Annotated in this window: 20 protein-coding genes and 1 other RNA gene; 7 read left to right on the top strand and 14 right to left on the bottom strand. The window is 57.4% G+C overall.

The window, feature by feature from the left end:
* Positions 1–21: 21 nt before the first annotated feature.
* Positions 22–428, bottom strand: an RNA gene (rnpB, locus tag ACOZ42_RS03450) — RNase P RNA component class A.
* Between the two features lie 65 nt (positions 429–493).
* Between rnpB and ACOZ42_RS03445 the strand changes: the two genes are divergently transcribed.
* Positions 494–2,308 (top strand): ATP-binding cassette domain-containing protein, encoded by a 1,815-nt coding sequence (locus ACOZ42_RS03445; protein ID WP_131071318.1) that lies wholly within the window; start codon positions 494–496, stop codon positions 2,306–2,308.
* 15 nt (positions 2,309–2,323) lie between these two features.
* Here ACOZ42_RS03445 and yfaE read toward each other — a convergent pair whose 3' ends face one another.
* The 8 genes from yfaE to ACOZ42_RS03405 all read right to left on the bottom strand — a co-directional run bounded on the left by yfaE (position 2,324) and on the right by ACOZ42_RS03405 (position 13,423).
* Complete coding sequence (yfaE, locus tag ACOZ42_RS03440) at positions 2,324–2,632, bottom strand: class I ribonucleotide reductase maintenance protein YfaE (protein ID WP_003803568.1); 309 nt, start codon at positions 2,630–2,632, stop codon at positions 2,324–2,326.
* Positions 2,629–3,765 (bottom strand): class Ia ribonucleoside-diphosphate reductase subunit beta, encoded by a 1,137-nt coding sequence (gene nrdB, locus ACOZ42_RS03435; protein WP_003803570.1) that lies wholly within the window; start codon positions 3,763–3,765, stop codon positions 2,629–2,631. The genes yfaE and nrdB overlap by 4 nt, the downstream gene beginning before the upstream one ends.
* 18 nt (positions 3,766–3,783) lie before the next feature.
* Positions 3,784–6,063, bottom strand: coding sequence for a class 1a ribonucleoside-diphosphate reductase subunit alpha (gene nrdA / locus ACOZ42_RS03430; RefSeq protein WP_003803571.1), 2,280 nt, complete (start codon positions 6,061–6,063; stop codon positions 3,784–3,786).
* A gap of 198 nt (positions 6,064–6,261) precedes the next feature.
* Positions 6,262–8,088, bottom strand: a complete 1,827-nt coding sequence (recQ, locus tag ACOZ42_RS03425) for a DNA helicase RecQ (protein ID WP_003803573.1) — start codon at positions 8,086–8,088, stop codon at positions 6,262–6,264.
* A gap of 9 nt (positions 8,089–8,097) precedes the next feature.
* Positions 8,098–9,234, bottom strand: coding sequence for a hypothetical protein (locus ACOZ42_RS03420; protein WP_426345548.1), 1,137 nt, complete (start codon positions 9,232–9,234; stop codon positions 8,098–8,100).
* 21 nt (positions 9,235–9,255) lie between these two features.
* A complete protein-coding gene (locus ACOZ42_RS03415; RefSeq protein WP_003803577.1) occupies positions 9,256–11,028 on the bottom strand; it encodes a ClcB-like voltage-gated chloride channel protein in 1,773 nt (590 codons plus the stop codon).
* Between the two features lie 8 nt (positions 11,029–11,036).
* Positions 11,037–12,086 carry a cytochrome d ubiquinol oxidase subunit II gene (locus ACOZ42_RS03410; protein WP_003803579.1) on the bottom strand — a complete coding sequence of 350 codons (1,050 nt, stop codon included), beginning with the start codon at positions 12,084–12,086 and terminating at the stop codon, positions 11,037–11,039.
* Entirely contained in the window at positions 12,083–13,423 is a 1,341-nt protein-coding gene (locus ACOZ42_RS03405; protein ID WP_426345547.1) for a cytochrome ubiquinol oxidase subunit I, read from the bottom strand. Before ACOZ42_RS03405 ends, ACOZ42_RS03410 begins: the two co-directional genes overlap by 4 nt.
* 148 nt (positions 13,424–13,571) lie before the next feature.
* Here ACOZ42_RS03405 and ACOZ42_RS03400 point away from each other — a divergent pair, with 148 nt between their 5' ends.
* The 5 genes from ACOZ42_RS03400 (at position 13,572) to ACOZ42_RS03380 (ending at position 18,939) form a co-directional block, all read left to right on the top strand.
* Positions 13,572–15,329 (top strand): glutamine--tRNA ligase/YqeY domain fusion protein, encoded by a 1,758-nt coding sequence (locus ACOZ42_RS03400; protein ID WP_131071314.1) that lies wholly within the window; start codon positions 13,572–13,574, stop codon positions 15,327–15,329.
* A gap of 10 nt (positions 15,330–15,339) precedes the next feature.
* Positions 15,340–16,110, top strand: a complete 771-nt coding sequence (gene minC / locus ACOZ42_RS03395) for a septum site-determining protein MinC (RefSeq protein ID WP_003803584.1) — start codon at positions 15,340–15,342, stop codon at positions 16,108–16,110.
* A 326-nt stretch (positions 16,111–16,436) separates the two neighbouring features.
* Positions 16,437–17,252, top strand: a complete 816-nt coding sequence (gene minD / locus ACOZ42_RS03390; protein ID WP_003803585.1) for a septum site-determining protein MinD — start codon at positions 16,437–16,439, stop codon at positions 17,250–17,252.
* Position 17,253: 1 nt separating this feature from the next.
* Positions 17,254–17,532, top strand: a complete 279-nt coding sequence (gene minE, locus ACOZ42_RS03385) for a cell division topological specificity factor MinE (protein WP_003803586.1) — start codon at positions 17,254–17,256, stop codon at positions 17,530–17,532.
* Positions 17,533–17,790: 258 nt separating this feature from the next.
* Positions 17,791–18,939: an aromatic ring-hydroxylating oxygenase subunit alpha gene (locus ACOZ42_RS03380; protein WP_003803587.1), complete on the top strand. Its 1,149-nt coding sequence runs from the start codon at positions 17,791–17,793 to the stop codon at positions 18,937–18,939.
* A gap of 116 nt (positions 18,940–19,055) precedes the next feature.
* Here ACOZ42_RS03380 and ACOZ42_RS03375 read toward each other — a convergent pair whose 3' ends face one another.
* From ACOZ42_RS03375 to ettA, 3 genes are all read right to left on the bottom strand, one after another.
* Complete coding sequence (locus tag ACOZ42_RS03375; RefSeq protein ID WP_003803588.1) at positions 19,056–19,283, bottom strand: glycine zipper 2TM domain-containing protein; 228 nt, start codon at positions 19,281–19,283, stop codon at positions 19,056–19,058.
* A 113-nt stretch (positions 19,284–19,396) separates the two neighbouring features.
* Positions 19,397–19,945 carry an isochorismatase family protein gene (locus ACOZ42_RS03370; protein WP_426345546.1) on the bottom strand — a complete coding sequence of 183 codons (549 nt, stop codon included), beginning with the start codon at positions 19,943–19,945 and terminating at the stop codon, positions 19,397–19,399.
* A 10-nt stretch (positions 19,946–19,955) separates the two neighbouring features.
* Complete coding sequence (gene ettA, locus ACOZ42_RS03365; RefSeq protein WP_426345545.1) at positions 19,956–21,629, bottom strand: energy-dependent translational throttle protein EttA; 1,674 nt, start codon at positions 21,627–21,629, stop codon at positions 19,956–19,958.
* Positions 21,630–21,791: 162 nt separating this feature from the next.
* On the opposite strand from ettA, the gene ACOZ42_RS03360 reads away from it, so the two are divergent.
* Positions 21,792–22,301: a hypothetical protein gene (locus ACOZ42_RS03360; protein ID WP_426345544.1), complete on the top strand. Its 510-nt coding sequence runs from the start codon at positions 21,792–21,794 to the stop codon at positions 22,299–22,301.
* 6 nt (positions 22,302–22,307) lie between these two features.
* On the opposite strand, the gene ACOZ42_RS03355 is transcribed toward ACOZ42_RS03360, so the two are convergent.
* Both ACOZ42_RS03355 and ACOZ42_RS03350 read right to left on the bottom strand, forming a co-directional pair.
* Positions 22,308–23,231 (bottom strand): glycosyltransferase family 2 protein, encoded by a 924-nt coding sequence (locus ACOZ42_RS03355; RefSeq protein WP_426345543.1) that lies wholly within the window; start codon positions 23,229–23,231, stop codon positions 22,308–22,310.
* Positions 23,232–23,489: 258 nt separating this feature from the next.
* Entirely contained in the window at positions 23,490–23,618 is a 129-nt protein-coding gene (locus ACOZ42_RS03350) for a hypothetical protein (protein WP_003803595.1), read from the bottom strand.
* Positions 23,619–23,630: the final 12 nt, after the last annotated feature.

Genomic DNA, 23,630 nt, shown 5'->3' with positions numbered 1-23,630 from the left:
TGGCAGCGCAGGCCGTAAGAAGTGTGAGACAGGCCTATAGGCCGGATTCTGTATGCCAGCGGGATTCCACTGGCCGGCAATCATTCCTCTGGACCGACCATTGCTGGCCGGTTCTAGCTACCTACCCGCATACTGAGACGAGCCGCCTCTCGGGCTAAAAGCCTGCGTATGCCTATTTGGTATTGCTCCGGGTAGAGGTTACCGCGTTTCACCCCACAGCACTTTGCACCGGAGTGCAAGAAAACACGGAAGTCGCCGTATCTGTGCCTGCTTGCGCAAGCCCTTGCTGTGGTCTCGTCTCTGTGGCCCTGTTCCTCGGCTCATCTGGCGTGGCGCCACACTTGCCGGACGGCTGTTAGCCGCTACCCTGCTCTATGGAGTCCGGACCTTCCTCGATGCTTGCGCACCGCGACTGCCCAGCCTGCCTCACAGATGCATTGTAACCTGCGACAATAGAGAAATTCGCAGGACGCGCTGTTTTATCTGGAGTCTCATGTCCACCAATCTGATTTCCCTGACCGATGCCCAGCTGGCATTCGGCCACCATGCTTTGCTGGACCACGCCGATCTGGTCATTCAAAGCAACGAACGTATCGGCCTGATCGGACGCAATGGTGCTGGCAAATCATCGCTGTTGAAAATTCTGGACCAACGTCAGGCTCCCGATGATGGGCAAGTCAAACGCCTGGGCGGTTTGAAAGTGGCAACAGTCGAGCAAGAGCCCGAGCTGGACCCCACTCTCAGCATTTACGATTTACTGTGCGGAGATTTCACCGAAACCGAGGACTGGCAACGCCCGGCGCGTGTCAACGCCCTGATCGACAAGCTGGGCTTGAACCCGGATGCGCTCGCCGGCAGCCTGTCGGGCGGGCAGCGCAAACGCGTGGCCCTGGCCAATGCTTTGGTCAATGAACCCGATCTGCTCTTGCTGGACGAACCCACCAACCATCTGGACTTTGACGGCATTCTTTGGCTGGAACAACTGCTGCTGGACTTTCGCGGCAGCGCCGTCATCATTACCCACGATCGTCGTTTTCTGGACGTGGTGGCGACACGTATTGTCGAACTGGATCGTGGCAAGCTGTTTAGCTTTCCCGGTAACTTCAGCCAATGGCAGGAACGCAAGGCCGAGTACCTGGAAGCAGAAAAGCAACAAAATGCCAAGTTCGACAAATTTCTGGCTCAGGAAGAAGTCTGGATACGCAAAGGTGTGCAAGCACGCCGCACCCGCGACGAAGGCCGGGTACGACGCCTGGAACAACTGCGTCGCGACCGGGCCGAGCGACGTGAGCGCTCGGGAGACGTCAAGTTCGCCATATCTGAAGGCCAGCGCTCGGGCAAGCTGGTTGCCGAGTTGCAGGACGTCACACACGGCTACGATGACCGCATCCTGATCAAGAACTTCTCGACCGTACTGATGCGCGGTGACCGCATAGGCCTGATCGGCCACAATGGCGCGGGAAAAACCACCTTGCTACGCATCATGCTGGGGCTGCAAGAGCCCAATTCGGGCACCGTGCGCCACGGCACCAAGCTCAATATCGGCTATTTCGATCAGATGCGCAGCAACCTGGACGAAAATGCCACGCTGGCCGATACCATCAGCCCAGGCAGTGAATGGGTGGAAATCGGCAATCAGCGCAAGCACATCATGAGCTATCTGGAAGATTTCCTGTTCCCGGCTGCCCGCGCGCACTCCCCCGTGCGCAGCCTGTCCGGTGGCGAGCGCGCCCGCCTGGCTTTGGCCCGCATGTTTGCCCAGCCTACTAATGTATTAGTACTGGACGAACCGACCAACGATCTGGACATCGAAACCCTGGAGCTGCTGGAAGACCTGATTCAGGATTACACGGGCACCGTGCTGCTGGTCAGCCACGACCGTACCTTTCTGGACAACGTGGTCACCCAGGTGATTGCGGCCGAAGGCGACGGCCATTGGGGCGAGTATGTGGGTGGTTACGACGAGTGGCTGGCACAACGTCCGCAAGCCAAAGCCGAAACACCCGCAGCCAGCGCGTCAACTCCTGCCGCTGCAGAAAAGCCTGCTGCTGAGCGCAACAACAAGGCTAACAAGCCTGGCCGTCTGGCCCCATGGGAAGAAAAGGAACTGGAAGCTTTGCCCGAGAAGATTGCGGCTATAGAAAGCCAGCAAGCCGAACTAGCGGAGCAACTGAGCGCACCGGATCTGTATAAAGATGGCTCTGCCCGAGCCGACGAGATCAACCAGCAACTGGATCAGCTCAACACTGACCTGGAGCAGTTATTTGAGCGTTGGGAAAAGCTGGAAGAAAAGCGCTTGGCCAGCTAAAGGGAGACAGTGGAATCAGGGATTCAGCCCGGTAAAACCGAACTGATCTTCTGGTTCCTCCTCAACCCGGGCAATGCGCTGACAGTCGACCATGATCGGTTCAAGTACCGTGCAACAACACGGCAGAACCTCGCCTGGGCCGACATACGCCAAGGGCTGCTCTTTATAAGCAACCTTTCCATACACAAGAGGAATACGGCAGGAGCCGCAATAGCCGCTCCTGCATTGGTACTCAACCTGATGGCCGGTTCGTTCCAAACCTTCCAACAAAGTTTCGCCGTCCCGCAACTGAAAGTCATGATCAGTTGTCCGGACTTGACTCATAACTCGATACCGTCGAAATCGCCAGCCGACACGGCCGAATCGATCTGGCCGACCAGGTACGAGCTCAATTCCACCTCTTGAGGTGCCACCTGCACGGTGTCCGAGGACAGCCAGGTGTTGATCCATGGAATGGGGTTGTGCTTGACGGACTCAAACGCAGGCTTCAGGCCCACTGCACCCATGCGGATATTGGTGATGTACTCCACGTACTGCCCCAAAATATCCTTGTTCAGGCCAATCATGGAGCCGTCGCGAAACAGATAGTCCGCCCACTGCTTCTCTTGCTCGGCCGCATCCTTGAACATGGCAAAGCAAACTGGCTCCAGCTCACGGGCGATCTGCGCAAACTCAGGATCATCACTGCCCGAACGCATGATATTGATGATGTGCTGTGTACCTGTCAGGTGCAGCGCTTCATCACGCGCAATCAGACGAATGATCTTGGCATTGCCTTCCATCAGCTTGCGCTCGGCAAAAGCAAATGAGCAGGCAAAGCTGACGTAAAAACGGATGGCCTCAAGAATATTGACGCTCATCATGCACAGATACAGCTTCTTCTTCAGCTCGTAAACGCTCAGCTTGCGGGTTTGACCGTTAATCTGGTGTTCACCCTCACCCAACTGGGCATACAGCATGGTGTCGCTGATCAAATCGTCGTAGTACGAGGAAATATCGGCGGCACGCAGCTGAATGTTCTCGTTGCGCACGATGTCATCAAAAATAACAGACGGGTCATTGGCAATATTGCGAATGATGTGCGTGTACGAGCGCGAGTGGATGGTCTCGGAAAAAGCCCAGGTTTCAATCCAGGTTTCCAGCTCAGGAATCGAGACCAGCGGCAGAAACGCCACGTTGGGACTGCGGCCCTGGATGGAGTCCAGCAAGGTCTGGTACTTCAGATTGCTGATGAAAATGTGCTTTTCGTGGTCGGGCAGGTTCTGGTAGTCGATCCGGTCCTGAGTGATGTCCACTTCCTCTGGACGCCAGAAGAAGGACAGCTGTTTTTCAATCAGCTTTTCAAAAATCGGATACTTTTGCTGGTCGTAGCGAGCCACGTTCACCGGCTGCCCAAAGAACATGGGTTCCTTGAGCTGATCGTTATCCGTTTTCGAAAAAGTACTATAGGTAGTCATGATGCTCTTTACCCTTGCTTAGATCTTGCACGCACCACCTGCGCAACCGTCGTCCTCGACTTCGCCATGCGAATCATCGGCACCGTCGCGCGTGTTGTGGTAGTACAAGGTCTTCACACCATATTTGTAGGCCAGCAGCAAGTCCTTGAGCAGTTGCTTCATCGGCACACGGCCACCCTCGAACCGCTGTGGGTCATAGTTGGTGTTCGCAGAGATCGACTGGTCGACAAACTTCTGCATCACGCCAACCAACTTCAGATAGTCCTCGTTACCGGGCATTTGCCACAGCAACTCATACTGATCCTTATATTTTTCAAACTCGGGCACGACCTGGCGCAAGATCCCGTCCTTGGACTGCTTGACCGAGACCAGACCACGTGGAGGCTCAATACCGTTGGTGGCATTGGCAATCTGGCTGGAAGTTTCCGACGGCATCAAGGCGGTCAGGGTCGAGTTGCGCAGGCCATGCTTGACGATGTCCGCACGCAAGGCTTCCCAATCCAAGTGCAGCGGCTCGTTGCAGATACCATCCACATCTTTCTTGTAGGTATCGGTTGGCAGCAAACCGGCGGCGTACGTCGTTTCATCAAAGGCCGCGCAAGGACCATACTCACGCGACAACTGTACCGAAGCCTTCAACAGGTAGTACTGGATGGCTTCGAAAGTGCGATGGGTCAGACCCAGCGCGGCGGGATCAGAATAGCGAGTCCCGTTCTTGGCCAGGTAGTAGGCGTAGTTGATCACGCCAACTCCCAGGGAGCGGCGCTTGTTGGTCGCATTGAGGGCTGCCTTGACCGGGTAATCCTGGTAGTCCAGCAGCGCATCGAGCGCGCGCACGATCAGCTCGGACAGACCATCGAGCTCGTCCAGCGACTCCAGGGCGCCCAGGTTAAACGCAGACAGGGTACACAGCGCGATCTCACCCTCGGGATCGTTCAGATCGTTCAAGGGCTTGGTCGGCAGCGCGATTTCCATGCACAGGTTGGACTGGCGCACCGGTGCGCGATCTGCCTGGAACGGGCTGTGGGTATTGCAGTGGTCTACGTTCTGAATGTAGATGCGGCCGGTGCTGGCCCGCTCTTGCATCAGCAGGGAGAACAACTCGATGGCCGGTAAACTGCGCTTACGGATGGCGGGGTCCTGCTCGTACTTTTCGTACAGACGCTCGAACTCGTCCTGATCGGCAAAAAAGGCGTCATACAGCCCGGGAACATCATGAGGCGAGAACAGCGTAATGTGGCTGCCCTTGATCAGGCGCTGATACAGCAGACGGTTGATCTGCACGCCGTAATCCAGATGGCGGATGCGATTTTCTTCCACACCCCGGTTGTTCTTCAGGACCAGCAGGGTTTCCACTTCCAGGTGCCACATGGGGTAGAACAAGGTTGCCGCGCCACCACGCACGCCGCCCTGCGAGCAGGACTTCACGGCAGCCTGGAACATTTTGAAGAAAGGCAGGCAGCCCGTGTGCTGGGCTTCGCCCCCCCGAATCTCACTGCCTACGGCACGAATGCGGCCGCCGTTGATACCAATGCCGGCACGCTGGGAAACGTAGCGCACAATGGCGCTGGTCGTGGCATTGATGCTGTCCAGACTGTCATCACACTCGATCAGCACGCAGGAGCTGAACTGACGGGTGGGGGTGCGCACCCCCGCCATAATGGGCGTGGGCAGGGAAATTTTGAACTGCGATACCGCATCGTAAAAACGCTTGATATAGCTCAGGCGGGTTTCAGCGGGATAGCGGGCAAACAGGCACATGGCCACCAGCATGTAAAGAAACTGGGGGCTTTCGTAGATGCGCTTGGTCACGCGGTTCTGGATCAGGTACTTGCCTTCCAGTTGCTTGACGGCACCGTACGAGAAATTCATGTCACGCCAGTGATCCAGATGAGCGTCCAGCTCGTCGAATTCGGCACGCGTGTAATCTTGCAGCAGATGCGGATCGTAGCGACCTTCCTTGGTTTGAAGGGTGACGTGATCAAACAGGCTTGGTGGCTCGAACTGGCCAAAAGCGATCTTGCGCAGGTGAAAGATCGCCAGGCGCGCAGCCAGGTACTGATAGTCGGGCGTTTCTTCAGAAATCAGATCCGCAGCCGACTTGATGATGGTTTCGTGGATATCGCTGGTGCGAATACCATTGTAGAACTGGATATGGGAACGTAGTTCCACTTGAGAGACTGACACATTGTTCAAACCTTCAGCGGCCCAATCAACCACCCGGTGAATCTTGTCGAGGTTAATAGGTTCGGTACGGCCATCTCGCTTGGTGACCATTAACTGTTCGGTTGATTGCATTTCAGTCTCGAAAATCGATGGTGAGTGACGCAAGACGCGGCTTTTGCAGCCGCCAGCGTCATGTGATGCACACCATATATAGTGTGATATTGCCGCCATTCTACTACATATAGCGGATTGAGCGAATAGTGGTTTTATCATCGCACGGCAGATTTTGGGGCAGGAACATGCAACCAAACTTTGCGCGATTAACAAATTTTACTGCGTTTGGAACTCTTGGACGCAGCGCAGCAAGGCCTCGCCATAGGCCTCTCTTTTGCGCACCCCGATGCCTGTAATCGGCTCCAGATCAGCTTCTGAGCCTGGGCAGCGGATCGCCACCTCTCGCAAGGTCGCATCGTGGAAAATAACGTAAGCCGGCACCCCATGCTCGCGCGCGATGGCAGCCCGCCAGGTACGCAAAGCCTCGAAACGCCTTTGTTGATCCGGGTCCAGCGCCGGACCGGCAGGTGCCTGGCCCTTGACTCGATGCGCCGCCGGTCCCCGTGTTACGGTTTCGCGCCGCAGCATCAGGGTGCGTTCCCCCTTGAGCACCTCGCGGCTGGCTTCGGTCAGCAGCAAAGTGCCATAACCTTCCGGATCAACCGTGACCAGACTGTGGGCCAGCAGCTGACGCAACACGCCTCGCCAGGCCTGATCGGTCAGGTCTTTGCCCACCCCGAAGACCGTCAGCTTGTCATGCTCGTGCTCCTTGACCCGATCGGTCAGCTTGCCCAGCAAAATATCGATCAAATGCCCTGCGCCGAAACGCTGACCTCGCTCGCGCCACAGCCTGTAGATCGTGGACAACATTTTCTGAGCCGCCACGGTGCCGTCCCAGGCCTGCGGCGCTTCCAGGCATGTGTCGCAATTGCCGCAAGGCTCGATGTGCTGATCAAAATAAGCCAGTAAGCGCTGGCGGCGGCAGGAAATGGTTTCGCACAGACCGAGCATGGCATCGAGCGCCTGCCCTTGCTGGCGGCGGTGGGCTGCATCGCCCTGTGACTGGTTGATCATGCGATGCAGTTGCACCACGTCTTGCAGGCCATACGCCAGCCAGGCGGTTGCCGCTTCCCCATCGCGCCCTGCCCGCCCGGTTTCCTGATAATACCCTTCCACCGATTTGGGCAGATCAATATGGGCCACGAAGCGCACATCGGGTTTATTGACACCCATCCCGAATGCAATGGTCGCCACCATGACGACCCCTTCCTCACGCAGAAAGCGAGCCTGGTTGATAGCCCGTTGCTGCGCATCCAGCCCGGCATGATAGGGCAAGGCATGGATACCGTTTTTACACAGAAATTCCGCCGTATCTTCCACCCGTGAGCGCGACAGACAGTACACAATGCCTGCGTCTCCTGCGTGCTCTTCCTGGATAAAGCTTAAAAGCTGTTTGCGCACCTCGTTTTTTTCAATGATGCGATAACAGATATTGGGGCGATCAAAACTGGCGACAAAATGCCGTGCCTGTTCCAGCTTCAGGCGCTGGGCAATCTCTACCCGTGTCAACTGGGTAGCCGTCGCCGTCAAGGCAACGCGCGGCACGCCAGGCCAACGCTGGGCCAGCAAATCCAGTCCCAGGTACTCGGGGCGAAAGTCGTGCCCCCACTGGGACACGCAGTGGGCCTCATCAATGGCAAACAGGGAAATCTGGCCCCGAGCCAGCAAGTCCAAACAACGATCGGTGAGCAGGCGCTCTGGCGCCACATACAATAGATCCAGCTGCCCGGTCAGGAACTCGCGCTCGACCTCACGGGCAGTCTGCCAATCCTGGGTGGAATTCAGATAGGCGGCATTCACACCGAGTTCAGTGAGCGCATCCACCTGATCCTGCATCAGCGCAATCAGTGGAGAGACAACCACGCCAGTGCCGGGGCGCACCAAGGCGGGGATCTGATAGCACAAGGACTTGCCGCCACCGGTAGGCATCAGGACCAGGGCATCACCGCCCTGGATCAGGGTCTCGATAATCTCGTGCTGAGAACCACGAAAACTGTCATAACCAAAAACTTCCTGAAGAACCTCAAGTGCTGACTGGGCCATGCCGCCTGCTTAAAAAATCGGAATAGAAAAACGCAGCGCGATGTTCGACTGACGACTTTCCAGATGACGGCGGGCCTGCAAACCCACCCTAAGGTGGGGACTGTACCAGAACTGCTGCGTGACCCCAAGGTAGCGATTCTCCCCTCCGGCTACGACCTGCTGTACCTCGTACTGGGTCTTGACCTCGCCCCAGCCGCGCAAGGGCACGGACAGGCCCAGCATTTGCCGACTACTGGCCGCCGCCACCTTCATGCCTTGATAACGACTCAAATCCAGAAAGTTATCCTGGTAGCGCTCACCCTGCCATTGCAGGTGCAAATCGCCCAGCACGTCCAAACCATAGGCCGCTTGATAGCGCCAGCCCTGCCCTACCGAATGGGAGGCCTTGGCGACACTGGCCTGCCACACCCCAAAATCCGGCGAGCGATAGGTCGCCCCCAAACCTGTCAGGCCGAAATCTCGCGCGCTTTCCATTTGGGTGTCAAGACTGGTTCGGCTGGTCAGATCAGTACTGACCATGAGACTGCTGGCCGTAGACCCATACACAAGATCGCCATTATCCTGCTTGCCGCTCATATCCAGCGCACCGATCGCCAGCGCGTAGCGCCAGGGCCCCACGGGGCCCTGCTCGAACTGCTGGCTGATATTGACACCACCCAGCTCCACGGGTCGCGCCCAGTCCGGAGCCGTCACCGTATCATTGCCCAGCGTCAGCTGCAGGCCCTCTCCATTCACATAACGCCAATTGCGCTCGCCAAACTGCCAGACCTGATCCGGCGCACTGCTTAGCCAGCGTGCGCTCCAGATGGGCGAGGACTGCTGGCTATATTGAATGGACCGGGCCAGACTGGCGGTCTGGGAGCCGCTCAGGCTGAAGTCGGCAAAAGAAAAATCCATGGACGAGGCAGGACTGAGCAGATCCTGGTCGCCCTGACGATGCCATAGGGAGGCATCAAAAAACGGCTCCACGGGCGGAAGCTCCTGAGCCTGAATCGCCGGCGCATCGTCCACCCCGTACACACGGGTTGCGGACAGATTTTCCAGCCCGACACGAGCTTGCGCCGTGGCCAATGGAACAGCGAACAGCATGGCAAGACCAACAACCAGCCCGCCTGCCAAACCTCGCTGGCAAGCTTTTATACGCATGATGAATGTCACAAAAAGAGTTTAGCGCCGGGCATCCAACATCACTTCGCCGCTCGCATCCAGCGAGCGTTTGATGGCAGAGTACTTTTCCAGCACAGCAGATTTATAGACTACACCAATCAGCCGTCCCGAGCCGTCACCATTCAATACAGGCAAGCGCTCTCCGGCAAAGTTCACAAAGTGCTCCTGAGCCTCGTCCAGACTCATATTCGGGTACAGCGTCTTGACGAAATCCATACGCAAAATATCACCGACCACGCGATCCTGCGCAGCGTTGTCGTCCAGCAACATCCGGGTCAGGTCAGGCTGTGCAATCACCCCTTGATAAACCTGCTCCTCGTTGACCACGTACAAATAACGCACCGGGTAATCGAGAAACATCTGCAAGGCATCACGCATCTGGGTCGTGGTGCTGACCACGGTATCGGCCGGACGTACCAGCTCAGCCAGGGTGGTATGACGCAGTTTGTGCCGCAGCAGGGCATCTCGTTCGCGCACCAGCGTCACTTCATACATGGCCACCTCAGCCACGCCGCGCGACACAAAATAGGCCATGACACAAGCCACAATCAAGGGCAGCACCAACTGATAGCTCAGCGTCATTTCAAACAGCATCAGAATGGCCATGAACGGGGCACTGGTTGCTGCGCCCAGAAATGCACCCATTCCCACCAGGGTGAAGAGGTACAAAGGCAAGTCCAGACCGGGCAATACCAGCAAGATCACCTGCCCGAACAAAGTGCCAAAGGCGGCCCCTACAAAGATGGCGGGTGTAAAGACCCCGCCCACCGCCCCGGAGCCGACGGTCAGCCCCGTCGCCAGCACCTTGAACACCAGGATAAGCAAAACGCTATACCAGGCCCAGTCGGTGTGCAGCATGGAGGACACGACGCTGAAACCGTTGCCAGCCACGCGCGGTATGGCTATTAGCAAGAACCCCAGCAACAGACCGCCCAGGGCCAGGCGTAGCGGCAAACCCAGCCCAGTACGTTTGAAGAGCGTGCGAAACAGATTCAGCAGCTTCAGGAAGGCCGGGGCTGCCAGACCGATCAATACGCCCAGCAGCAGAAACGGCAGGATGTCCCAGCCTGCCACTGCCTGCACATTCACCATTTCATACGGAGCATGGTAACCACCGAGCATGCGCATGGTCAGGTGGGCACTGACGGCTGCCATCAGTAACGGACCAAAACTGCTCATGGTCATGGTACCCAGCACAATCTCGGCCACAAATACCGCCCCGGCAATCGGCGCACCATACGCAGCGGCCACACCGGCCGCCGCGCCACAGGCCACCAGCAAGCGCAGGCGAGCCTCGCTGAACAGGGTGAAACGACCAATGGCTGACGCGGACAAGGACGCCAAATGCACCATGGCCCCTTCCCGACCAATCGAGCCGCCCGACGCGACCGTCATCAGGGAGGACAGGGAGCGCAGCAAACCCTGCCGGATCGACAAGCGACCATCGCCAATGGCTACTGCTTCCATATAGTCCGAATTACTACCCGAGGGCAGCCGTCCGGCCAGCCACAGCAACACGCCTGCACAAAGGCCACCCACCGTGGGAAAGAGCAGGCGCATGTACCAGCTCAAACTTTCGGTCACGGCCACGATGCCGCCATGCTGTCCGGCAACCACTTGCTGAACGAAGCGCATACCCTGATGGAAGGCCAAAGTGGCCAAGGCTCCCAGAATACCGGCCAGAACCGCCCAGGCCAGCATGGCAGGCATGTCGGACAACCACTTGAATCCCTGCAAACGCTTGCGCATCGACAGTACAGAATGGGCAATCATAAAAAAGGTCAGCCTTTAAAGCTGGGCGGCAAAGGCGGGCGGGACAAACCAAACATGCGCCAGTACACCCACACGTTGAATATCAACACAATGGGCAGGGCAATCACAATGGCCGACAGGATCAGACCCAGTGCCGGAACTCCAGCAGCAGCATCCCAAATGGTCATCTCGTCCAGGATCAGATAAGGAAAAAAGCTGAACGCCAGGCCCGCCATGACGCAGACCATCACGAACAAGGTCAGCAAGAAAGGCAAGGCAGTGGTGCGATAGCTGCTGTTAATCATGCGCTGCAAGCTCATTTCAATCGACACAAAGCAGCTCAGAATCAGCGCCCACAAGAACAGCACCAGGCCCCAGTATGGGCCATCGCTCCATTTGAGCAGCACGCCGGCATTCACAAAGGCCAGCACCACGGACACTCCGACGGCGCCCGCGGCGAACCAGCGCACGGAACGGCGCCCCCAGTTCACGGCACGCGCGCGTAGCTCACCGGCCTCGCGCATGATCAGCCAGCTCGCCCCCAACAGGCAGTAGGCGGCAATGGCGCAAAACCCCATAAAGACGGAGAACCAGATGTAGCCCGCATCGCTTTGAAAGCCCACTACAACCTGGGCCAGCAGGACGCCATGGGAAAAAGCTGTCAGCCAAGAGCCCAGCGCAAACCCCATTTGCCAACGAGACTGGCGCTCTACCGGGGCGCGCAGCCGGAACTCGAAAGACACGGAGCGGGCAAATACGCCCACGCCCAGAGCACACAGCGGTCCATACAATCCGCCCATTACCGCTCCCCAGGCTTTGGGGAAGGCACAGACAAACAGGCCCAGACCCAGAAACAACCAAAACTCGTTCGCATCGCGCCAAGGACTGAGCAAAGACAGCATGCGGGGACGCAAGGAGTCCGGTGCCAGCAAGGACAGGCACCCCACCCCGATATCGAACCCATCCAGAACCGTACCGGCTACGATGATCAAAAAGAACAGGGCTAAAAACGCCAGCGGCATCCAGAACGCAGGGTCATGCGCCCCTAGCCCCAGCGCATTTGCAAAGGAATCAATCATGCCCGCCCCCGATGACGTGCAATCGGCACCACGCCAAACCGAACGGCATGTCGCAACTTCTGGAAAAACCCAATCATGCACAGGATGTAGACCGCGCCATACGCCAGTAAGCCCAGGGCTACCGTCAGAACATTTTCACTGCTCTGCACCTGCACCGCCTGAATATCCGTGCCCACCAGATAGGGAAGGAAACCGAGCAAAAGGTAAGCAGCGCCGGCGAGCAACATGACCCAGCCCAGTACCGACGAGACCACCATCACCTGACGCTCTCGATAAGACAGCGAGTGCGGGTCCAGCCCATAGCGCCGAGTACGCAGCAAGACCCACAGCAATACCCCCAGCATCAGGGCTCCTGCCAGCACAGCCAAACGAAAGGACCAGAATGTCAAGGTGACCGGCGGCATGGCCTCGGAAAACTGATCCAGCCCCATCAAAACACCGCTGTCATTGCGTCCCAGCCAGCGCCCACCGGCATGAGTCCAGCGCAGTACGCCCAGTACGCTGTCCTGCATGGCTGAAGGCGCCGCGATCAAAATCAGGTCCGGCTGCGAACCACTTTCCCAATATGCGGCCGCCGCCGCCGCTTTGGCAGGCTGATACTGAGCCGTCATGAATCCATTGCCCACCACAGAACACAACAGCCCAAGCCAGGCCGCCACGCCTAAAAACAGGGCGCTGCGAAATGCCAGACGTTCCTGGTCAGTGACCGGCTTTTGCATGGTCTGGGCACAAGTCACACCCAGCATGAAAAAGGCAACCGTCAGCAAGCTGCCTGCCAGCAAGAGACCGGCGTACCAGGGCAAGGCAGGCGTGCTGAGCACATCAAGCCAATCCATCACCACGTAATGACCGTCGATCACGTCCACCCCCGTGGGCACCTGCATCCACGCCACGATCGCCAGCAGCCAGAACGCCGTCACCGTGACGCCCAACGCCACCATCAGCACAACCAGCGTGTGAACCAGATTGGAGAGCATGCGCTGCGCAAACAGCATCACGCCCAGAAAGCAGGATTTGAAGATAAACAGGGACAGCATGGAAGCGGCCAGCATCGGGCCAATCACATCGCCTACCTGTTCCATCAGCCCCGGCCAGACACTGCCGAACTGAATCAGCACGGGCATGGAGGCGGCAAAGCTTAAAATAAACGCCAGTGCAAACAGACGCACCCAGAACCGGTAGGCTCCCATCCAGGCGCTTGCCTTACTGCCAAAGGTTCTAAGCTTGAAATACAGCAGCACCCAGGCCAATCCCAGCTCCAGGGCCAGAAACAGCAGCATGAATCCCAGGCTGAGGAAGAACTGGGCGTGGGACAAGGAAAGGGCGGAGTGCGTCATAATGAGCGCTAGTGTAGGGTGAATTGGCCTGCAAACGCCACCATACTACCCTAAGTTATTGCCGCAATTCTCAGGGCAAATACCCCTCTAAAACAAGAACGTGGCAAAATGGCCGATTAGTCCGTCGGCTTCTTTATTTCAAACGTGTATGACCTCTGACACCACTCCCGCTCCCGTCTCCAATTTTCTGCGCACGATCATCGACCAGGATCTGAGCGCTGGCCGTTACGCACAAAAATCCTGGGCCGGCCAGCCGGGCCCGGCCAGCACCCAGGAAGGGGCCGCTGTCGATGCCGCGCGCATTCGTACGCGCTTCCCCCCCGAGCCCAACGGCTATTTGCACATTGGGCATGCCAAAAGCATCTGTTTGAACTTCGGACTGGCCAGCGACTACCAGGGGGCCTGCCACCTGCGTTTTGACGACACCAACCCCGAAAAAGAAGAACAGGAGTACGTGGACGCCATTATCGACATGGTCAAATGGCTGGGCTTTGACTGGACCTTCAAAAACGAAGAGAACCTGTACTTTGCCAGCGACTACTTTGATTACATGTACCAATTCGCCGAGGCACTGGTCAACGCCGGCTATGCCTACGTGGACGAGCAAAGCGCCGAGGAAATGCGTGCCAACCGGGGCACCTTGACCGAAAAGGGAGTGAACTCGCGCTGGCGCGACCGCCCCGCCGAGGAATCCATCCGGCTCTTGCGCGAGATGCGCGAGGGCAAGCATCCCGATGGCAGCATGGCCTTGCGTGCCAAGATTGACATGGGCTCGCCCAATATCAATATGCGTGACCCGGTCATGTACCGCATCCGCCACGCCGAACACCATCGCACGGGCAACAAGTGGTGCATTTACCCGATGTACAGCTGGGCTCACCCCGTGGAAGATGCGCTCGAGCGAATCACGCACAGTTTGTGCACTCTGGAATTTGAAGACCAGCGTCCGTTCTACAACTGGATTCTGGAGCGGCTGGTCGAGCTGGGCCAGTTGTCCGAACCCCTGCCCAAGCAGTACGAGTTCTCGCGGCTGAACCTGTCCTATGTGGTCACCAGCAAGCGCAAACTGCGTCAGTTGGTTCAGGAAAACCATGTTTCAGGCTGGGACGACCCCCGCATGCCTACCTTGGCCGGCTTGCGTCGCCGCGGCTACAGTCCCGGAGCCATCCGTCTGTTTACGGACCGCCTGGGCGTATCCAAAGCCGCCCAGCATGTGGATTACAGTCTGCTCGAGCAAGCACTGCGCGATGATCTGGACCCGGTGGCCGATCGCAGCGTGGCGATCCTGGACCCGATCGAACTGATCATTACGAACTACCCGGAAGGGCAAACCGAGCTGTGCCATGCACCGCGCAATCCGCACAATCCGCAAGCCGGACAGCGCGAGTTCCCCTTTTCGGGTCGCCTGTACATTGAGCGCGAGGACTTCAAGGAAGAGCCGCCCAAAAAGTACTTCCGCCTGTTCCCCGGCAATACCGTGCGTCTGAAATACGGCTACGTCGTGCGCTGTACCGGCTGCGTCAAGGACCAGCAAGGCAATGTCACCCAGGTGCTGGCGGAATACCTGCCTGACACCAAAAGTGGCACCCCTGGCGCAGACTCGGTCAAGGTCAAGGGCAATATCACCTGGATCAGTGCCGAACATGCGGTGGCCGCCGAAATTCGTCTCTATGACCGCCTCTTTGCCCATCCTCAGCCCGATGCGGCCGACCAGGACTTTCTGGAGCACATCAACCCCAACTCGCTGCGCGTGATTCAGGGCTGGCTGGAGCCAGGTACCCGGGCAACGCCCGACGCCCGCTGGCAGTTTGAACGCCTGGGCTATTTTGTGGCGGATCGTGTCGACTCCACGGCCGAAAAACCCGTTCTTAACCGCACCACGACTCTGAAAGACACCTGGGTCTAAGGCTATTGACGTGAACGATCAGACGTATGCCAAAGGGCCTCAGGCCCTGGATTTCAAAAGTGCCACCTTGTATGCCGTACGGGTGGTGTTGCGTTCGGCCGACACGGCCGAGCAGCTAGCCGCCTTGGCGCAACGCATGAAAGATGCCGGCTCCTTTTTCGAGGACGAACCGGTGGTGATTGATGCCAGCGGCATCGATGCGCCTGTGGACTGGTCAGCCCTGATCGAGGCGCTGCGCCAGCACAAGCTGCACCCGGTAGGCGTCATTGCGCATGCCGATCACGCAGACAACGCCATCGACAGCGGTCTGCCCCAGGTGGAACTGTCCAATCCTCCGGCGCGCCCACAAACACAGGCGGCCCCGGACAAGGAAGTTCCGGTGCTCTCGCAAACAACGACGCAGGAAGCTCCTGCAGCGGCCGCCCCGCCACCGCCGGCTATTGCCCCGGCAGCCCTGACCATCCACCGCCAGTTACGTTCCGGTCAACGGATTTACGCCCGTCACACAGACCTGATCGTCATTGGTGCGGTTAGCCAGGGGGCCGAAGTCGTGGCCGATGGCAATATTCATGTGTATGGTCCACTGCGTGGTAAAGCCATGGCAGGCGCCCGGGGTGACAGCAAGGCACGCATCTTCACGACCGAACTGGACCCGGAGCTGATTGCGATTGCCGGTGTGTACCGCATCATCGAGACCCGGCTGGACGCGCAACTGCGCAACAAGCCGGTCATGGTGACACTGGAAGAAGACACGCTCAGGTTTGATCCCCTGAGCTCCTAGCAGTAACAGGCGCCGGCTTTTGCCGGCGCTTTTTATAAAGAGCAATACACACGCAGCGCTGCCTGGTGGAATCGTTCCCACCCGCCCCTACCCGGTCAGGTTGTGACCGTACCGGGCAGGCTGCTTTTTGCCTGGCTGAGCTGAACCCCGACAAATAGATACGGGCAGGCAAGCAAGCGTGAAAACAAACGTGTAAGCTGACACCGAACAAAGCAATTGATATGTTTTGTTTCTAAGCAGTAGGCTAAGCGGCACAACGGATGTCAACATCAGGCCCGTTATGCTTTACGATTATGTGACTTGAAAAACAAAGGAATCCGATTGTCATGGCGCGTATAGTTGTAGTGACCTCCGGCAAGGGCGGCGTGGGTAAAACCACCACCAGTGCCAGTTTTGCATCTGGTCTTGCGATGCGCGGTCACAAGACCGTGGTCATCGACTTTGACGTCGGCTTGCGCAACCTGGATCTGATCATGGGTTGCGAACGACGCGTGGTGTACGACTTCGTCAATGTGATCCAGGGCGAAGCCACATTGAACCAGGCCTTGATCCGTGACAAGCAGCTGGAAAATCTGTTCATCCTGCCCGCTTCCCAGACACGCGACAAAGATGCACTGACCCGCGAAGGCGTGGAAAAGGTGCTCGAAGAGCTCAAGGGCATGGGTTTTGAATACATTGTCTGCGACTCGCCTGCCGGTATCGAAACCGGCGCACTGATGGCCTCCTATTTTGCGGACGATGCCCTGGTAGTGACCAACCCGGAAGTATCCTCGGTGCGCGACTCGGATCGCATTCTGGGGATTTTGGCGGCCAAATCGCGACGTGGAGAGCAAGGCAAAGAACCGATCAAAGAATACTTGCTGTTGACCCGCTACAGCCCCAAACGTGTCTCGGATGGTGAAATGCTGTCCCTGCAAGACGTCGAAGATATCTTGCGTATCAAACTGATTGGCGTGACCCCGGAATCGGAAACCGTACTGCAAGCGTCCAACCAAGGAGTACCTGTTATCCATATCAAGGAAAGTGATGTGTCCCAAGCCTATCAGGACATCGTAGATCGTTACCTGGGTGAAGAGAAACCGTTGCGTTTTGTGGATTACGAAAAGCCAGGTCTGTTCAAGCGCCTGTTCGGAGGAAAGTAATATGTCTTTCCTGTCCTTCCTGCTCGGTCACAAGAAAACGTCGGCAACGGTCGCCAAAGACCGTCTGCAACTAATCCTCATCAACGAACGCGGTCAAGGTGGGGTTGCACCTGACTACTTGCCCCGCTTGCAAAAAGAGCTGGTGGAAGTCATTTCACGTTACGTGAAGATTAATCCCGATGACATCAAGGTGAACCTTGATCGCCAGGACTCGCTGGAAGTGCTGGAAGTCAAAATCGAAATGCCGCAGATCGATGCCAGTGCCATGGAAAACAAATAAAGCGCACCCGGCACACACCATCTTGCTGCTTGAAATGGCCATCCCCTGGGATGGCCATTTTCTTGGCTGTCTGCTTCGCACGGCAACGCGCGTAAAACCCGCCAAACGCCGTCCATCTTGCGGCTAGGTGGCTAATAGATAAGGTACAATTTCGCCTTGGTAATCGGCCAGTTCCGATTTTTCTTCGCGCCAGAGATGGTGGTTAAGGCCATCAAACGCCCATCCAGGCCTGGCTTATTGACCTATGCGGAGGGAATCATGACCGATCTCGGTCAGATGAAACGTCTTGTGCCCGCTCACCCCCAGCTTCCTGTTAGCGCCTATTTCGACCACGCTTTGTTTGAACGTGAACAAGAGCGCATTTTTCAACAGTCCGCCTTGTATGTCGGCCATGAAAAGCTCGTTCCCGAACCCGGCGACTGGCGCACCCTGATTCAGGAAAATGCTGCCCGTACCCTGATACGCAGCCAACACGGCGTAGAACTGCTCTCGAACGTCTGCAGGCATCGCCAGGCCCTGATGCTGGGTGGCATGCCCGGCCAGCCCAATCAGGCCAGCCACGGCTCCCTGAGCAGTACAGGCGGCCATATTGTCTGCCCCCTGCACAACTGGACCTACAGTGCCCAGGGTGATTTACTGGCCGCGCCACGATTCAAGGACAAACCTTGTCTGAACCTGGAACGCTATCCTTTACGCGACTGCCACGGCCTCTTGTTTGAAGGGTCACGGGATCCGGCCCGGGATATGGCGGCCTTGTTCAGCCGGCCAGAATTCGACTTTCAGGACTACGTGCTCGATCATGTCGAAATTCACCAGTGCAACTACAACTGGAAGACCTTTATCGAGGTCTATCTGGAGGACTATCACGTCGCCCCGTTCCATCCCGGCCTGGGCCAGTTCGTCACCTGTGACGATCTGGAATGGGAGTTCAGTGACTGGTACAGCTTGCAGCGTGTGGGCATACACCAGGCCCTAGCCCATCCCGGTTCGCCCACCTACCGCCAATGGCACGACAGTCTGCTGGCCTACCGCCAAGGCGAAGCGCCAGATTTCGGTGCTGTCTGGGTCACTTATTTCCCCACCCACATGATCGAGATCTATCCCCATGTACTGGTACTGTCCACCCTGTACCCAAAGGGCCCACAGGAGACCTTGAACGTGGTGGAGTTTTACTATCCCGAAGAGATCGTGGCTTTTGAACGGGACTTTGTGCATGCACAGCGCGCGGCGTACATGGAAACAGCCGTGGAAGATGACGAGATTGCGGAGCGCATGGATGCCGGACGTCGCGCCCTGATGGAACGAGGAGTCTGCGAAGTGGGCCCCTACCAGTCTCCGCTCGAGGACGGGATGAAACATTTTCACCAGTGGTATAGATCCATGATGGATGAGGACGGCTACCGATAAAGCCTCGAGCTTTTGCTGCGTACCACATAAAAAAAGCCTCAAGGTCGGGATGGATTCCCAGTACCTTGAGGCTTTTGACGCTGGCGAGCGTTTCAGCTCGTCCGGCAAATTTGAGTTTAGCGGTTCTTGCCGATCTGATCGCCGATGACGCCGCCAATCGCAGCCCCACCCACGGTGCCCAGCACACCACCATTTGTAATGACCGCACCGGCCACACCGCCCAGACCCGCGCCCGTTACGGCGCCTTTTTGACGTTTGCTCATCCCATCCCAGGAAGAGCAGCCCGCCATCACGACGGCCAGAACCGTGGCCAAACCCACTTTAGTGATAGTCGTCATATTCATCCGTTAACCTCCGTGAAGTATCCGTGCTCGACACGGCATTAAAGTCTATCTTCACCCTGCGGAGCAAATTAGTCCAGATCCTATTGTTAGGCAACGCAACAGATGTAATTTCGCTAGGAATCCATTTTTTTGATCAGGGCCAGAACTGATTTGAAAGCCGGGTTGGCCGGTGTTTCCAGCCATTCAAACAGGGCCATTTCGGCGCTAACGCGCTCCAATCCATGCATCGCCCAGCGATCCCAGGCTGCCTGCCGGGACTCGGGATGACGCGAGCCCACACAATCGCCGACCAACACGGGTTCATACCCGCGCTCACTCAAACCCAGGCCAGTTTGTAACACACACACGTGAGACTCTGTACCCAGTAACAACACTCGTGGGCGGCCTACCGGCAAGGCAGGCAGGAAATCGGCCTCACGCGTGGCATCAAAGTGCGTTTTATGCAGCACTTTATCAATATGCGGTAGCAGGGAGGCGTCGGTCTGGCCGATTTTCTCAGCCCAATGCTCGGTTGCCAGAACCGGCACCCCTAAAAGGCGAGCCGCCTGTGCCACCTTCCCGGCACGTTCGACCAAGGCTTGGTGGTCTGCAATGGCGGGCAACAGACCCGTTTGCATATCAACAATCAAGACGACGGACTGATGGGCATTGAGCACAGGCATGGCACCTTCCTTATTTCAGGGATTTGTAGCGGATACGACGGGGCTTGGCAGCGTCCTCGCCCAGGCGTTTTTTCTTGTCTGCCTCGTATTCCTGATAGTTGCCGTCAAAGAATACAACCTGCGAATCGCCCTCGAACGCCAGGATATGGGTAGCGATGCGGTCCAGGAACCAGCGATCGTGGCTGATCACCATGACCGAGCCGGCAAACTCCAGCAGAGCATCCTCCAGCGCACGCAAGGTCTCCACATCCAAGTCATTGGAGGGTTCGTCCAGCAGCAACACGTTGCCACCAGCAATCAGCGTCTTGGCCAGGTGCAAACGACCACGCTCCCCGCCCGACAGATTGCCCACAATCTTGTTCTGATCCGCACCCTTGAAGTTAAAGCGCCCCAGATACGCACGCGATGGCATTTCAAAGCGACCCACGGTCAGCAGATCTGCCCCGTCAGCAATCGCATCGAAAACAGTTTTGTCATTTTCTAGCGCATCACGCGACTGGTCGACATACGCCAGCTTGACCGTCTGACCCAGCTTGACCGTACCCGAATCCGGCTGCTCTTTACCAGCCAGCATGCGGAACAAGGTGGATTTACCGGCACCGTTAGGGCCAATAATCCCAACGATGGCACCGGCTGGCACCTTGAAGCTCAGGTTGTCAATCAGCAGACGATCGCCATAGCCCTTGCTGACGTTTTCAAATTCAATCACTTCATTACCCAGACGCTCGGCCACCGGAATAAAGATTTCCTGGGTTTCGTTGCGCTTCTGGTATTCGTGCGAGGACAGTTCCTCGAAGCGGGCCAGACGCGCCTTGGCTTTGGCCTGACGCCCCTTGGGGTTCTGACGTACCCACTCCAGCTCTTTCTTGATGGTGCGCTGACGAGCACTTTCCGAAGCCTCTTCCTGCTTCAGACGATCGTCCTTCTGCTCCAGCCAGGAGCTGTAGTTGCCCTTCCAGGGGATGCCGTGACCACGGTCCAGCTCCAGAATCCACTCGGCGGCGTTATCCAGGAAGTAACGATCGTGGGTTACTGCCACAACGGTGCCGGGGAACTGGCGCAGGAACACTTCCAGCCAGTCCACGCTTTCCGCGTCCAGGTGGTTGGTTGGCTCGTCCAGCAGCAACATGTCGGGCTTGGACAGCAGCAACTGACACAGGGCCACGCGACGCTTTTCACCACCGGACAGGTTTGCAATGGAGGCATCCCAAGGTGGCAGACGCAGCGCATCGGCCGCAATTTCCATCTGGGTTTCGATATCGTCCGCACCGCTGGTCGCGGCGGCCGCAATAATGGCTTCCAGCTCGGCCTGCTCGGCGGCCAGAGCGTCAAAGTCCGCATCGGGCTCGGCGTATTCGGCGTAGACCTGTTCCAGACGCTGGCGTGCCTCGAAAACCTGGCCCAGACCGGCCTGCACAGCCTCACGAACCGTGTGCTCTGGATTCAGCTGAGGTTCTTGTGGCAGATAACCGATTTTGATCCCTGCCATGGGGACGGCTTCGCCCTCGATCTCGGTATCTACGCCGGCCATGATCTTGAGCAAGGTGGATTTACCCGAGCCGTTCAGGCCCAGCACACCAATCTTGGCACCTGGAAAGAAAGACAAGGAGATATTGCGCAGAATCTGCCGCTTGGGCGGCACAATCTTGCCCACGCGGTTCATCGAATAAACGTATTGAGCCATATAAACCTAAAAAGGAAAAACAGGTCGTGTTCGGAAAACTGGGATTGTAGGCGTTTGGCGCCCAAAAGGCAGGCTTCTGTCGGACCCAGAACCAAACACCGGGCCTGAGTGCAGGCCTGTCTCGGGTAATATACTCACTTTTGCTGACAATCCAAAAACGCCATGCCCACATCTGACGCCCCCGAACTTGTATTTACCACGGAAGAGATCGAAACCCTGGGTCGCACGGCCGATGCGCTAAGCGCCTATCTGGGCCGGGCTGTGCTGGCCGAGATCGTGGGCGCAGAAGAAACCGGTTTTGAATGGGTCATCTTTGCCATGCCGCTGGACAAAGACGAAGACGAAAACGAATTCACGGTCGTGCAAATAGGTGGCGAACAGGCCCGTATCGTAGGCAACCGCGGTGGGCTGGCCCCACAAGACAAAGCCGTCTACGCCTGCCGCTATCTGTGGGCCATTCAGTTGAGCGATGCTGAGCCGGTGCGCTTTATCAAAGTGGACGAAGAGGGCGAAGAAGTGGCCTGGACCGAAACACTGGAAGAGCTCTTGCCCTTTGCGCTGGGCGAGGACGCCTTTGCCCCCGAAGACGACACCGATGACGAGGACGAGGACGAGGACGACGATGATGATGACAGCCCCGAGCCGGGCGTGCATGGTCACACCCTGCACTAATTGCGCTCAGGCCCGTCGCTTGTCACGCAGATAGAGCGCGGCCCCCACCGGCCACATCAGGGCCACCAGCAGATAGGACGCCAGCCCTTCAAGCCCATAGCCTGCTGGTGGTGTACGACCACTGGCCCGCAGGTGTAGCCCAAAGCGGGTGTAACGCGCAGCGGCCATCAAAAACGCCTTGGGTTCGTAGCGAAACCAGGGCAAGCATTTCACCACCGTATCCTGCGCCAGCAGCCACAAACCCAGTGCGTGCTGCTGGCTGGTCTTGCCTTGTACCGACAAAGAGTCGGGACTGTCGTGATAGACGCGGAACACGGTATTCACAAAGCGGTTCTTGTAGCCCGCACGGGCAATCGCCCGCCACACCAGACTTTCAGGTACAAAGCCATCAATTTGATCGGGAAAGGGAAACCTGCGCAGCACGGCGGTACTCAAGCAGCCGAACTTTTCGCCCCGCACGTGGTAGCGAAAGCTTATATCCAAGGCGCTGGCATCGAATACATCTTTGGGAAACATATCGCCCACGACCTTACCGTCAGGACGCACGCACAGGCCGGTAATGCCGGCATAACCTGCCCGCTCCTGCAGTGGAATGTCAGCCCAGATCTGAGCCATATCGTAGAGCGCATTGACCAGCAAGGTGTCATCGCTGTCCAGCGCCACGACCAGCTCGCCTTGTGCCAGGGCCACCCCGTGATTGAAAGCGGCTTTCTTGTGACGGTTTTCCTGCCAGGCATAGCGAATCGGAAAAGGGGCCTGCTGCTGCCAGCCTTGCACCAGCTCCCGGGTGCCGTCAGTGGAGCCGTCATCAACCACCACCCACTCAAAATCCTGGCAAGTTTGTTCACATAAGGAACGATATACCCGCTCCAGCGTATGGGCGCGGTTATAACTCGGTGTCAGGACGGTGAATAAATGACGCCATTCCATGAGCGGATGTCCCCAAAAGATGCCATTACCTGTATTGATTAGGGTTGCAGGCAAGGTTTTATTTTTGCATCACAATGACACCATCATAAGCCAAGCGGGACACGGTGCCGTGCAGTATTCACACCGCCCTGCCCTGGCCGGAAGCAAAACCGGTCACGCACAAAAAAACCACAGGCACGCCTGTGGTTTTTTTGCTGCTGGCGGTGAATGCAGGAAGGAAAACCAGGTTTTCGTCTGCACACTGCCTACGTCAGGCACTTAGACGCGCTTGACTTTTTCCAGCATTTTGAAAACGCCCTTGGGTGCGCGCACAAACAGACGTTTGAATGCTTTACCCAGGCAACGACGCTCCAGCGTGTTGCGGCGAGTGCGTTTGATTTCCGCCATGGTGATCTCCGA

It is taken from the genome of Alcaligenes sp. HNGD-HTN06, assembly GCF_049932565.1.
Classification (GTDB): Bacteria; Pseudomonadota; Gammaproteobacteria; order Burkholderiales; family Burkholderiaceae_B; genus Alcaligenes; species Alcaligenes ammonioxydans.
Note: the sequence above shows the minus strand (reverse complement) of the source record. Positions and strands in the feature narration are given on the sequence as shown.

What these genes read in the sequence shown, in the direction of transcription:
- ACOZ42_RS03370 (WP_426345546.1), bottom strand. Translation starts at nt 19,945, where the DNA reads ATGCCTGTGCTCAATGCCCATCAGTCCGTCGTCTTGATTGTTGATATG.
- ACOZ42_RS03405 (WP_426345547.1), bottom strand. Translation starts at nt 13,423, where the DNA reads ATGACGCACTCCGCCCTTTCCTTGTCCCACGCCCAGTTCTTCCTCAGC.
- minD (WP_003803585.1), top strand. Translation starts at nt 16,437, where the DNA reads ATGGCGCGTATAGTTGTAGTGACCTCCGGCAAGGGCGGCGTGGGTAAA.
- ACOZ42_RS03375 (WP_003803588.1), bottom strand. Translation starts at nt 19,283, where the DNA reads ATGAATATGACGACTATCACTAAAGTGGGTTTGGCCACGGTTCTGGCC.
- minE (WP_003803586.1), top strand. Translation starts at nt 17,254, where the DNA reads ATGTCTTTCCTGTCCTTCCTGCTCGGTCACAAGAAAACGTCGGCAACG.
- nrdA (WP_003803571.1), bottom strand. Translation starts at nt 6,063, where the DNA reads ATGCAATCAACCGAACAGTTAATGGTCACCAAGCGAGATGGCCGTACC.
- ACOZ42_RS03410 (WP_003803579.1), bottom strand. Translation starts at nt 12,086, where the DNA reads ATGATTGATTCCTTTGCAAATGCGCTGGGGCTAGGGGCGCATGACCCT.
- ACOZ42_RS03400 (WP_131071314.1), top strand. Translation starts at nt 13,572, where the DNA reads ATGACCTCTGACACCACTCCCGCTCCCGTCTCCAATTTTCTGCGCACG.
- nrdB (WP_003803570.1), bottom strand. Translation starts at nt 3,765, where the DNA reads ATGACTACCTATAGTACTTTTTCGAAAACGGATAACGATCAGCTCAAG.
- yfaE (WP_003803568.1), bottom strand. Translation starts at nt 2,632, where the DNA reads ATGAGTCAAGTCCGGACAACTGATCATGACTTTCAGTTGCGGGACGGC.
- ACOZ42_RS03415 (WP_003803577.1), bottom strand. Translation starts at nt 11,028, where the DNA reads ATGATTGCCCATTCTGTACTGTCGATGCGCAAGCGTTTGCAGGGATTC.
- ACOZ42_RS03420 (WP_426345548.1), bottom strand. Translation starts at nt 9,234, where the DNA reads ATGCGTATAAAAGCTTGCCAGCGAGGTTTGGCAGGCGGGCTGGTTGTT.
- ACOZ42_RS03360 (WP_426345544.1), top strand. Translation starts at nt 21,792, where the DNA reads ATGCCCACATCTGACGCCCCCGAACTTGTATTTACCACGGAAGAGATC.
- ACOZ42_RS03380 (WP_003803587.1), top strand. Translation starts at nt 17,791, where the DNA reads ATGACCGATCTCGGTCAGATGAAACGTCTTGTGCCCGCTCACCCCCAG.
- recQ (WP_003803573.1), bottom strand. Translation starts at nt 8,088, where the DNA reads ATGGCCCAGTCAGCACTTGAGGTTCTTCAGGAAGTTTTTGGTTATGAC.
- ACOZ42_RS03445 (WP_131071318.1), top strand. Translation starts at nt 494, where the DNA reads ATGTCCACCAATCTGATTTCCCTGACCGATGCCCAGCTGGCATTCGGC.
- ettA (WP_426345545.1), bottom strand. Translation starts at nt 21,629, where the DNA reads ATGGCTCAATACGTTTATTCGATGAACCGCGTGGGCAAGATTGTGCCG.
- ACOZ42_RS03350 (WP_003803595.1), bottom strand. Translation starts at nt 23,618, where the DNA reads ATGGCGGAAATCAAACGCACTCGCCGCAACACGCTGGAGCGTCGTTGC.
- ACOZ42_RS03355 (WP_426345543.1), bottom strand. Translation starts at nt 23,231, where the DNA reads ATGGAATGGCGTCATTTATTCACCGTCCTGACACCGAGTTATAACCGC.